This window comes from Flexivirga caeni, assembly GCF_003724155.1.
In the GTDB taxonomy this organism is placed as follows: domain Bacteria; phylum Actinomycetota; class Actinomycetes; order Actinomycetales; family Dermatophilaceae; genus Flexivirga; species Flexivirga caeni.
In genome coordinates, this window is record NZ_RJJQ01000027.1 from 16,588 (window position 1) to 27,582 (window position 10,995).

Sequence of the window (10,995 nt, forward strand, 5' to 3'; positions counted from 1 at the left end):
GGCCGTGCTCATCCTGCTCCCGCCGTCCGAGACGAAGACACCACGCCGTCGCGGCGCGCCGCTGGACCTCGACACCGTCTCCTTCCCCGAACTCACGCCCGCGCGAGACCGCGTGATCGACGTTCTCGCCGCTGCCAGCACGCGAACGGACGCACTCGAGGTGCTGGGCGTCGGCGCCAGCCTGGCCGCCGACGTCGCGCGCAACGTGACCTTGCGGACCGCGCCGGCGGGTCCGGTCGAGAGCCTCTACACCGGCGTCCTGTATGACGCGCTCGACCTGCCGGGTCTCGCCGGGGTTGCACTGCGCCGCGCACGACGCTGGATCGTGGTGCAGTCGGCCCTGTTCGGTGCGTTGCGGCTGACCGACAAGGTGCCTGGCTACCGCCTCTCGATGGGCACCAACCTGCCCGGCGTCGGACCGCTGGCTGCGCACTGGCGCGCCGAACTGGCCTCTCCCCTCACCGAATTCGCCGGCAGCGGCGTCATCGTCGATTGCCGGTCGAGCACGTATGCCGCGGCCTGGACCCCGGCGGGAGCCTCGGCCGCCCGCTGGGTGCGCATCCACGTGCCGGGCGCGACGCACAACGCGAAACACACCCGCGGGCTGGTCACCCGCCACCTCGCGGTCGCCGGCGCCACACCACGCACCCCGCAGGCGCTGCGCGATGTGGTCGGCGCGGCGTTCGACGTCGCGTTGACCGAGCCGAGGCGTGCCAGCGCCCCGTGGGAGCTCGCTGTGACGGCTCGCTGATGGACCTGCTCGAACGGGTCGGTCCGGTCCTCGCCTTCCTCGTCTGCATCACGGTCGTGGCCGAAATCGCCGATCGCGCAGGAGTTTTCGAGGTCGCCGGGCACTGGGCTGCCCGATTGGCGCGTGGCCGCACGTTCGTGCTCTGGCTGGTGGTGGTCGCACTGTGCTGCGTGGCGACCACGGTGCTCAGCCTGGACACAACCGCCGTGCTGCTGACGCCGGTCGTCATCACCACCGCGCGACAGGCACGGCTGCCACAGCTGCCGTTCGCCTGCACCACGGTATGGCTAGCGAACACCGCGTCGTTGCTGCTCCCCGTCTCCAATCTGAGCAATCTGCTGGCACTGCACGAGTTTCAGCGCTGGGGCGGCCTCTCGGCATACCTGCGGGTCGCGTGGGCGCCCGCGCTGGTCGCGATGGCCGTCACCGCTCTCGTCATCGGGGTGCTGCACCGGCGTGAGCTGACCGGCCGGTATGACGCCCCGGCCATGCAGCAGCCTGCCGACCCGGTGCTCTTCCGCGCCGCAGCGATCGTGTGCGTGCTGCTCGGACCGGCGTTCGTGACGGGGATAACCCCCGCCATACCGGCTGCCGTTGGGGCGGCAATCCTGCTGATGGTGCTCGGGATCCGCGACCGGAAGGCGATCCGGTCGGTTGCCATACCGTGGCTGATGGTCGTTGTGGTGACCGCGCTCTTCGCGCTCGTCGCCTTCCTACGCGATCAGGGTCTGGACACCGTGATCGCCCGCCTCTTCGGCGACGGCGATTCGTTCGGCGCGCTGCTGCGGATCTCCGGAACAGGCGGTGTGGGAGCCAACCTGATCAACAACCTGCCCGCCTATCTGGCGGCCGAGGGCGCCGCCGATGAGTCGGCGCATCGGTTGATGGCGCTGCTCATCGGAGTCAACGCCGGCCCGCTCGTCACCGTCTGGGGATCCCTCGCGACCCTCCTGTGGCTCGGCCGCTGCCGACGCGCCGGCCTGGCGATCCCGTTGCGGCGCTTCACGATCCAGAGCGCGCTCGTCGCCGTGGTGACGGTCGTCGCGGCGACCGCCGCCCTCGCCTGCGTGAGCTAGCGCAGCGCCTGGGTGAGGTCAGCCGACAAGTCGCCTGCGTCCTCAAGCCCGACCGACAGCCGCAGCACGCCGTCGGTGATGCCGACGGCCGCCCGCGCCTCAGGTCCCAGCCGGCGGTGGGTCGTCGTGGCCGGATGGGTGATCAACGACTTGGAGTCACCGAGATTGTTCGAGATGTCAATGATCTCAAGGGCGTTCATCACCTGGAACGCCTCGTCCTTGCCGCCGTTCAGCTCAAAGGTGACGACGGTGCCTCCGCCGCTCATCTGCCGCTGCGCCAGCTCGAACTGCGGGTGCGACTCCAGGAAGGGATACCAGACGCGCCGGATCCCGGAATGCGCCTCCAGCACTCCCGCCAGGTGCGCGGCCGACCTGGCCTGTGCCTCGACCCGCAACCGGAGGGTCTCCAGCCCCTTCGTCAGCACCCACGCGTTGAACGGCGACATCGACGGGCCGGTGTGCCGTAGCAGGTTCTCCACCGGGCCGTGGATGTAGTCCTTCGGCCCGAGGATCGCTCCGCCCAGGACCCGGCCCTGGCCGTCGATATGCTTGGTCGCGGAGTAGACCACGATGTCTGCTCCGTGCCGCAGCGGTGCCGAGAAGACAGGGGTGCCGAAGACGTTGTCGACCACGACCTGGGCTCCGGCAACGTGCGCCCGCTCGCACACGAACTCGAGATCGACCAGTTCTTGCATGGGGTTGCTCGGCGTCTCGAAGAACACCGCGGTGGTCGGCTCGGACAGCGCCCGCGCCCACTGTTCGTTGTCGGCGCCGTCGACGAACACGGTCTCCACGCCCCACCGGGGCAGGATCTCGTCGAGGATCACGAAACAGGATCCGAAGAGCCCGCGCGCGGCCACGACGCGATCGCCGGCCCCGAGCAGCGCGGCCAGCGCGGTGAACACCGCGCCCATGCCGGATCCCGTTGCGTAGCACGCTTCCGCACCTTCCAGCCGGCGCAGCCGCTCCTCGAACACCGCGACGGTCGGATTGCCGTAGCGAGTGTAGACGAACCGGCCAGCCTCACCGGCAAACGCCGCCTCGGCGTCCTCCGCGGACCCGTAGACGAATCCAGAGGTGAGGTAGAGCGCCTCAGCCGTCTCCTCAAACCCGCTGCGAACCAGCCCGCCCCGCACCGCGATCGTGTCGGGGGACCAGTCGTGCGATCGCTCAGTCATGCGCGCAGCCTCCCACACACCGCTCAGCGCAGATGGTGGGTGTCGTTGGTATAGGCCACGGTCGCCGAGCCGTCGGCATACACGTCGAGCTGGGTGAGCGAGGCCGGATCGGCCGCGAGCAACCAGGCGTGCCCGAGACTGAGCCCGAGCAGCGACCGCAGCACGACCAGGATCGGCATCCGGTGGGTCGCCACGATCACCGTGCCGCCTCTCGCCACCGCACGTTCGCGCGCCGCGCCGATCCGGTCCGCGAGCTCAAGGTGCGTCTCGCCGCCCTCGACTCGGAAGTCCTCCTCCGTGCGCATCCGCGCCGGGTCACCCGGGTAGCGCTCGCCGATCTCGGTGAAGCTCAGCCCGTCCCACACACCGAAAGCCTGTTCGTCCCAGTCCTCGTCGGTGATCGGAGCGACGCCCAGCACCCGCGCAGCCGCCGCGCCGGTCTGCCGCGCCCGGGTCAGCGACGACGTCACGACCGAGACCGGGCCGGTCACCAGGTCACCCAGGGCTCGTGCGGCCCGCTCCGCCTGATCGAGACCGAGTGCGTTCAGCGACGGGTCCGGTCCGCCACGGCCGTCCAGTCTCCCGCCGACGGTGAAGTCGGTGACGCCGTGCCGCAGCAGGATCAATCGCGTGGCGATCTCACGCGGCGGGCGGACCGGTTGCGGCGTGGGCGCCGACGCCGGCTGCTCGGTCTCGGCACGCCACAGGTCGCGCTCCACGAGCGTGCCGTCCATGCCGTCGTTCGACAGCTTGTCGGCAGCCTTGTTCTGCTCCCGCGGGATCCAGGTCCACTCCTGCACTCCCCCGCCGGCGGCGCGCAACTCGCGCACGATCTCCTCGGCTTGCGCGGCCAGGCGCCGCATGTCCTCGTGCTTGATCTTCCACCGACCCGCCATCTGCTCGATGACCAGGCGGGAGTCCATCCGGACGGTGATCAGCGCTGCCTCGTCGATCTGCTGGGCGGCCCGCAGACCGGCGATCAAGCCCTCGTATTCCGCGACGTTGTTGCTGGCCCGCCCGAGTGGCGCCGCGCGCTCGGCGAGCAGCGACCGGTCCGCACCGTCACGGACGAGCGCGCCATATCCCGCGACTCCGGGATTGCCACGGGAGCCGCCGTCGGCCTCGACGATCAGGCTGCGCGGCACCCGGCTCAGAGCCCCGACTCGGCTGTGCGGACCAAGATGCGGCGACACTCCTCGCAGCGCAGCACCTCGTCCTCGGGAGCTGCCTTGATACGGGAGAGTTCCGCCTGCACCAGCTCGAGTCCGCAGCCGCTGCAACGCTTTTGCTGCAGCGCCGCCGCCGCGACACCACCCATCTGTTCGCGCAACTTCTCATAGAGCGGCAGCAACTCGGCACCGACTCCGGCAGCCACGTTGGCGCGTTCGCGCAGCACGCTCTCGCGCTCGGCTTCGATCTCGGCGAGCGCGCGGTCACGCTCACCGGTCAGCCGCTCCACCGCCTCCTCGACCTGCTGGTGCGCTGTCTCCCTGACCTGCAGGTCGGCCTGCAGGCTCTCAGCCCGCTCCATGACCGCCAGCTCGACGTCTTCCAGTTCGGCCTGACGGCGCGCGAGCGTGTCCAGCTCGTGCTGCAGGTTCTGCAACTCCTTGGCGGTGCCGTTGCCGCTGTCCAGCCGGGCACGGTCCCGGTCGGCACGGTCGCGGACCAGTTGCACGTCGGCGTCGGCCTTGCTGACCGCGCGCTCGTTGTCCTGCAGAGCGGTGCGCGCGAGGATCACGTCCTCGCGCAAGGTGATCTCGGACGCGGTCGCCTCAGTGAGCTGAGCCAGCACCGGCAGCGTGCGCTCGCGGTGCGCGAGCTGGTCGAGGCGGGTGTCCAGCTTCTGCAGGTCCAGCAGCCGCCACTGCCGGGTGAGATCGGCCTTCATCGGCTCACTGCTCCTTCGTCTCGGGACGTTCGGTGGGGATCACGAAATCCCATGGGTCCGTGCGCAATTGGGACACTGCGGTCTCGACGTCATACCCCTGCTCCTGCAGTGCCGCACGCAGCCGGTCGGCGCAGCCGGCCAGCCAGAGCGACTCGGTCGCCCAGTGCGCGGCGTCGATCAGGTATGGCGGGCCGCCGCGCCCCTCCTCACGCGCTTCCAGGGCGGGGTGGTGGCGCAGGTCGGCCGTGACGTAGACGTCGGCGCCCGCAGAGCGGACGGCGTCGAAACGAGTGTCCCCGGCTCCGCCCTGCACCGCGACCCGTCGCACGACCGCGCCGGGGTCACCACTCACCCGCAGGCCCGCAGGTGCGGCAGGCAGCGCCGCAGCGACGAACTCCGCATAGTCGCGCAGTGTCATGGGGGCAGCCAGGTCACCGACCTTCCCGATCGGCTGTCCGTCCTCCTCGTCGAGCGGGGCCGCATCGGGCGGCAACCCGCAGGCTACGGCGAGCGCGTCGTTCACACCCGGTGTCGCAACGTCCGCGTTGGTGTGCGCGCAGTAGAGCGCGATGTCCGCGACGACGAGAGTGGTGATCGCCGCGCCCTTGGCCGTCGTCGTCGCGACCGAATGCACACCGCGCAGCAACAGCGGATGGTGGGTGACCAGGAGGTCGGCTCCGGCGTCGCGTGCTTCCTCGATCACCGCGAGCGTCGGGTCGACCGCGAAATGCACCAACTGCACGGGCTGTTGGTGGTCACCGGTGACCAGTCCGACACGATCCCAGCCGGCGGCCGTGTGTCTCGGATAGAACCCGTCGAGCACCCGAACGACGTCCGCAAGGGCGGGGCTGGCCACGTAGTCACCTTCCAGGACGGTCGAGGTCGCGTTGACCGCGCCACGATACTCGATCTGCCGGTGCACGGGTCCCCGGCGGTGGACCGTCCGGGGTGCGACTACTGGTCGAAGACGACAACGCCGCGGATGTTCTTGCCGGCCTTCATGTCGTCGAAGCCCTCCGCGACCTGGTCGAGTGTGTAGCGGGTGGTCACGAGCTCGTCCAGGTGCAGTTGACCGCGCTTGTACAGCTCCAGCTGCGCCGGTATGTCGGCCAGCGGCGCGCTCGCGCCGAACAATGCTCCCTGCAACCGCTTCTGCGACAGGATTAGGTGGTGCAGGTCGATGTCGCCGGCCTCCACCGTGGCCGGACCGATGCCGACCGCGACGCACGTGCCGCCCTTGCGGGTCGCGTCCAGCCCCTGACCGAGGTGCCGGCCGGTCGTGACGCCCACGGTGACGATGACCGAGTCGGCGCCCTGGCCCTCGGTCAGTGACCGTGCGACCTCGGCGGCCTCGTCGATGTCGGCGACTGCGTGGGTGGCGCCGAGTTTCAGTGCGGACGAACGCTTGAACTCCACCGGATCGACGGCGATCACGGCCGACGCTCCGGCATGCGCGGCACATCGTCGTCGCCGACGTCATCGTCATGGTCAACCTCGCTCAGATCGCCGGTGCCACTCGTTCACATTGCCCAAGCGCGCCAGCGACGAGATGGTGCTCGTCCTGCCCGCGATGGATCCGGCCGGTGAGATCGGTCTGTGGCTGCCGGCTGCCACCCTCTCCTCGCCGATCGCCGGTCCTCGGTCCGGCCGTTCGTCGAACGGACAGTAGTTGCGATGAGAGCCGCCTACTCGCCGCAACTACTGACCTTTCGGTTCGGCTCGGCGACCTCTGCGGCCCTCGCTACGTTGGGCACATGACCGCTGACGTCGTGCCGGCCGTGGCCGTCGACGGCTTGACCGTGCGGCGTGGGTCCCATCTGGTGCTGGGCGAGCTGAGCGCAGCCATTCCGGCCGGACAGGTGGGCTTGCTCGGCCCGAGCGGCAGCGGCAAGACCACGCTGCTGCGCGCGATCGTCGGGGTACAACGGATCACCGCCGGGACGGTGCGCGTGCTCGGCGAGCCTGCCGGGAGCAGTGCGCTGCGGCACCGGATCGGGTACGTCACCCAGGCCGCGAGTGTGTATGACGACCTGACCGTCGCGGAGAACCTGCGCATTTCGCTCGCGTGCTCGCCGCGCCGCGCGAGGACGTCGAGCGAGTGCTCGAACAGACCGACCTCGGGGCGCACACCAGCCAGGTCGTGGGGTCCTTGTCCGGCGGACAACGTAACCGCGTGTCGCTCGCCGCGGCGCTGCTCGGCCATCCCGAACTGCGTCGCGGTCTCAGCGACGAGTGGAACGCGCGTTGGCGCGGGTGTCCTCGGCGAGGTAGCGGCGGCGCGGTAGGAGTCGCCGGGCGAGCCGGCCGGACAACTCCTGGAACAGGGCTTGCACCCTGCCCGCGTCGAGCTGTCCGCCCGGCGTCACGCTCTTGCCAGGGAACGGGCGGTGATGAAAATCCCGCGCCGCCGGAACGCCTCCGGACTCTCCCGCTCAGCATCACCGCGGAAGATCACGGGAACAGCCGGGTACCACGCTTCCGTGCGCCGCGACGGGTTGGACGCCCAGGCTGGGGCAGGCCAGCCGTCACGGGCGGCAAGGTGGTCCGCGAGGGCCGCGAACGCGGCGTCGAGCTGCGTTGATCCGGTGCGGGGTGGCTCGTTGGTGAACACGCCGGCAGCGGGGCCGGGGCCGCCGCGCCGCAGCACGGAGGTGTAGTCGTCCAGGGTTTGGAGGATGCCGAACCGCCAGCACCTGTCCAAGGACTCGCCCTCGGTCAGCAGGGCACGGCATGCGTTGGCGTTCTGCGCCGCTGTATGACGCACGCCAATGCCAACAGCCGTGCTCGGCGGCCTCTCCGGAGTCGCGCGGGCAGCGTCCAGCAGCGCCGCGACCGACCTCCCGAATATTCCTATAGCGCATATATTGCGCACCACGCACTTAGCGCGTACTGTGAAGCCATGACGAACGCGAGCACCACGCTGCGGCAGGCGTCCATGCGGCGCCGGGACTGGCAGAAGGAGCAGACCCGGATGGATCTGGCTCTGGCTGCCTTCGAGTTGGCCCGGACGGAGGGTTTGGCGAAGGTGCGGGTGCCGCAGATCGCCGAGGCGGTCGGGGTGTCGACACGGACCTTCAACAACTACTTCTCCAGCAAGGAGGCGGCGATCGTGTGGCCGGCCACGCTGCGTGGCGCTCGGATGGCGTCCGAGTTGGCGGAGCGTCCGGCCGGTGAGTCCCTGGCCTATGCGCTGGTCGAAGTCGTGACCAGTCAGTACGGACCCGCCGGTCAGGACGGGATGCCCGAGGGCTGGCTGGACGGGTTCCGCACCCTGGTCGCGGCCGAGCCGGCATTGCACGGCGAATACCTCAAAGCGCAGGCGACCGGCGAACGGGCGTTGGCCGAGGTCATCACCGCTCGTACCGGCGTCGATGACGATCACCTGCGATCCCTGGTGCTGGCCGGGGTTGCCTTAGCAGCTGAGCGAGCAGCGGTCATGTCCTGGTCCCGCCAGAACAAGCCCACCACACCGTTGCTTCGGGTTGTCCGCACCGCGCTCACCATGGCCCTGAACGGCACGGTCATTGCTGCGGTCACCCTCCGTTGAGCGCCATCGCAACCACACAACCGTGAGAAAGGGAGCCCGTGATGTTGTTTGAGGTGCCCGCATCTTCCAGGCGCCGGAGAGGGGGCAGGACGTCGGGTACGGCACCCTGTCGGAGTTCCCCGGCCAGGATTGCCGCGGTCCGGCGCATCACCGTGCCCTGAACGGCCCTTTGGGTCAGTGGATGGCCCATTCCCCGTCGACCGAGATGAACTCGGCATCGAGGCTTCAAACCGGAAAGGTCGTCGTTTTGAACGACGACCTTCTGGTGGACGCGGGTGGACTCAAACCGAACACCTGGCAGCGGTTCGAGCGGCTGAGTTCCGCGTGGAATCGGGCGAAGCTCGTGCTCGGCGACCAGCCGGACGGTGCCGCTGACGATGAGCCGGGAGTCGTCGCGAACCCTAGGAGACGAGCTAGAACACCCCTCACGGAGAGCCAAGTGGACGCTATCCGAACAGCCCGCGCGAACGGTGAGAGCGTGGTCTCGATCTGTCGGCGGTTCAACGTGCATCGGATGACCGTCTGGACGCACACGAGAGACTTGCTCTGACGTCCCCTTGTGCTGCACACTCCGAAGTGACCGTGCACGAGCTGCGGCACACGAGCGTTGCTGAGTCCGGAAGCTTGTCGGCTTCACTTGCGATAATGGCACCGTGAAGTTTAAGCGCCGCAACCTCGAAGCTCTTGCTGACCTCATCGTGGGCAACATGGGCCGTGACGACGCCGAAAATGAGGACGAAGCCAAGTACTTCCCCTACCGGTCCAGCATGTACATCACCGCGTTCTTCCAAGAGCTGGAGACGGAGTACCAGCATGACGGTTCCACTCGCCACCGCTGGGTGGCAGATGTGCTGGAACAGATGCTGGCCGAACCGCACGACGGACCCAACCGTCCGCCAGAGATCTTCTGTCGCCTCATCGATCAGCTGATGAGCCCGGCCGATCGGCTCAACGAAGGGTCAGACCGTCCTCGGGCGCTCGCGCAACTCAACGAGGTCCTTGGCCGCGAAGGTTTCGAGGCGTTCTATGGCGAGGACAACCACTGCTATCTGCGTCATGTCGGCACCCAGACCGTGACCATCCTTGCCACCAACCCCCACCGACCCTTCAGCAAGGCTGAGCTGGAACGGCGGCAACTCCTGACGGCGTACCTCGACCAGTGCAGCGAGGATGACCTCATCGAGGAGGTGCTACTCCCGATGTTCAGACAACTTGGCTACCACCGCATCACGGCCGCCGGGCACAAGGATAAGGCTCTGGAGTACGGCAAGGACATTTGGATGCGCTACACCTTGCCGACGCAGCACATTCTCTACTTCGGAATCCAGGCGAAGAAGGGCAAGCTCGACGCTTCGGGGGTAACCAAGACGGGTAACGCCAACATGGCTGAGATCCACAACCAGGCGCTCATGATGCTGGCGCACGAGATCTTTGACCCCGAGACCAATCGTCGCGTCCTGGTCGATCATGCCTTCATCGTGGCGGGTGGCGAGATCACCAAGGCGGCGCGCAACTGGCTCGGCAACGCACTCGACGCCCACAAGCGCAGCCAGATCATGTTCATGGATCGCGACGACATCTTGAACCTCTACGTCGTCGCAAACCTACCGCTACCAGAAGGTGCGTTGCCGCCAACGCCAACCAGTCCGTGGTCAACGAACGCCGAGACTCCGTTTTGAACCGCGACAGCGTTCGCCAGCGGCATCGGTGCGACGAAGGCAAGTTGACCTACGCCGCCAGCTTCGGCCGGCTAGCAGAATCGAGAAAGGAGTGCGGTGAATAGTCACTCTAAAAAGGCAGGTGAGTTCCTGCGAGATACTGCGCAGGAGTCTGCTCGACAGGTATTGAACGATCATCGTGATGACGGCCACATAAGGGGTTTTAGTAGCGCTGCTGGTATAGCCTTGCGCCGAATTCAAGAGAAGCTTGATGCGTACAGAGAACAGATGAAGGGTCCAGGTCTGTCCAAGTCTGAGCAAGCGAGCTACGCGCAACTGGACGAACTGAAGTCTGAGATCGAGGCGGAATGTGACCGCTACTGGCGAGGCAGCGGCATCGACTGGAGACCTCTAAAGCCGGTCGTCAAGGGCGTTGTCAAGCGAGCCAACGAATCACAGTCTGACGACTGAAGTGATGTCTCGCTTCTAGTTGAGAAGGCTGGGTTCCTCGAGCAAAGTCGTCCGCTGGCATCTCCGTGTCCTCTCCGACTGAGTCATCTCGACACGAGATCTAGATAATCGCGTCCTGCATGACCAACATGTGATTCATGATCGACAACTCCTTGACCTTGCCAAGCCCGGGAAAGTGCTGACGCTGATACAGATCGCGGAACCCGTCGATTCCTAGGTTTGTCGGGAGCGACCTTTCGTCAACGAAGTCGATGAGCTTTTCAAGGGCCTCGAAGAATTTCCCAGCCGGGTCATCCTGAGTCTCATTGCTTTCAGAGCAGAAGTGCTTCAGACCCAGATCCGCGAGTAGCTGATTGGCTTCGGCCGCGGGTGTGGTTCTGATGTCGGGTTCTGCGTGTTCGCAGTATTTTTCGTGGTTCGGGC

The 10,995-nt window shown here is 67.4% G+C and carries 12 protein-coding genes and 2 pseudogenes; 7 read left to right on the plus strand and 7 right to left on the minus strand.

What is annotated here, in order from left to right; all coding sequences use genetic code 11:
* Positions 1-4 precede the first annotated feature (4 nt).
* Positions 5-751: a YaaA family protein gene (locus tag EFY87_RS18975; RefSeq protein ID WP_123273055.1), complete on the plus strand. Its 747-nt coding sequence runs from the start codon at positions 5-7 to the stop codon at positions 749-751.
* On the plus strand, positions 751-1,827 hold the full coding sequence (locus EFY87_RS18980) for an SLC13 family permease (protein ID WP_123273064.1): 1,077 nt from the start codon (positions 751-753) through the stop codon (positions 1,825-1,827). Before EFY87_RS18975 ends, EFY87_RS18980 begins: the two co-directional genes overlap by 1 nt.
* On the opposite strand, the gene EFY87_RS18985 is transcribed toward EFY87_RS18980, so the two are convergent.
* The 5 genes and pseudogenes from EFY87_RS18985 to EFY87_RS19005 form a co-directional block, all read right to left on the minus strand.
* Positions 1,824-3,005: an O-succinylhomoserine sulfhydrylase gene (locus EFY87_RS18985; protein ID WP_123273065.1), complete on the minus strand. Its 1,182-nt coding sequence runs from the start codon at positions 3,003-3,005 to the stop codon at positions 1,824-1,826. The genes EFY87_RS18980 and EFY87_RS18985 overlap by 4 nt on opposite strands.
* Before the next feature lie 23 nt (positions 3,006-3,028).
* Positions 3,029-4,150: a bifunctional RNase H/acid phosphatase gene (locus EFY87_RS18990; RefSeq protein ID WP_123273056.1), complete on the minus strand. Its 1,122-nt coding sequence runs from the start codon at positions 4,148-4,150 to the stop codon at positions 3,029-3,031.
* A gap of 5 nt (positions 4,151-4,155) precedes the next feature.
* Complete coding sequence (locus EFY87_RS18995; protein ID WP_123273057.1) at positions 4,156-4,896, minus strand: zinc ribbon domain-containing protein; 741 nt, start codon at positions 4,894-4,896, stop codon at positions 4,156-4,158.
* A gap of 4 nt (positions 4,897-4,900) precedes the next feature.
* Positions 4,901-5,752, minus strand: a complete 852-nt coding sequence (locus EFY87_RS19000; protein ID WP_181445527.1) for a Nif3-like dinuclear metal center hexameric protein — start codon at positions 5,750-5,752, stop codon at positions 4,901-4,903.
* Between the two features lie 98 nt (positions 5,753-5,850).
* A pseudogene (locus EFY87_RS19005) lies at positions 5,851-6,345 on the minus strand (zinc-binding dehydrogenase); the annotation flags it as partial.
* 305 nt (positions 6,346-6,650) lie between these two features.
* Here EFY87_RS19005 and EFY87_RS19010 point away from each other — a divergent pair.
* A pseudogene (locus EFY87_RS19010) lies at positions 6,651-7,048 on the plus strand (ATP-binding cassette domain-containing protein); the annotation flags it as partial.
* Between the two features lie 210 nt (positions 7,049-7,258).
* Here the strand turns inward: EFY87_RS19010 and EFY87_RS19015 are convergent.
* The gene (locus tag EFY87_RS19015; RefSeq protein WP_245988758.1) at positions 7,259-7,660 is read right to left on the minus strand and encodes a hypothetical protein; all 402 of its coding nucleotides are present in this window, start codon (positions 7,658-7,660) and stop codon (positions 7,259-7,261) included.
* Between the two features lie 135 nt (positions 7,661-7,795).
* Between EFY87_RS19015 and EFY87_RS19020 the strand changes: the two genes are divergently transcribed.
* From EFY87_RS19020 to EFY87_RS20120, 4 genes are all read left to right on the plus strand, one after another.
* Positions 7,796-8,443, plus strand: a complete 648-nt coding sequence (locus EFY87_RS19020; RefSeq protein WP_158607719.1) for a TetR/AcrR family transcriptional regulator — start codon at positions 7,796-7,798, stop codon at positions 8,441-8,443.
* 181 nt (positions 8,444-8,624) lie between these two features.
* Positions 8,625-8,993, plus strand: a complete 369-nt coding sequence (locus EFY87_RS19025; RefSeq protein ID WP_148043410.1) for a hypothetical protein — start codon at positions 8,625-8,627, stop codon at positions 8,991-8,993.
* 103 nt (positions 8,994-9,096) lie between these two features.
* Positions 9,097-10,122: a PDDEXK family nuclease gene (locus EFY87_RS19030; protein WP_123273061.1), complete on the plus strand. Its 1,026-nt coding sequence runs from the start codon at positions 9,097-9,099 to the stop codon at positions 10,120-10,122.
* A gap of 96 nt (positions 10,123-10,218) precedes the next feature.
* Entirely contained in the window at positions 10,219-10,572 is a 354-nt protein-coding gene (locus tag EFY87_RS20120; RefSeq protein WP_148043411.1) for a hypothetical protein, read from the plus strand.
* A 100-nt stretch (positions 10,573-10,672) separates the two neighbouring features.
* Here EFY87_RS20120 and EFY87_RS19040 read toward each other — a convergent pair.
* Positions 10,673-10,995 (minus strand): sce7725 family protein (locus EFY87_RS19040; RefSeq protein ID WP_148043412.1); only part of this gene is annotated, 323 nt, incomplete at its 5' end.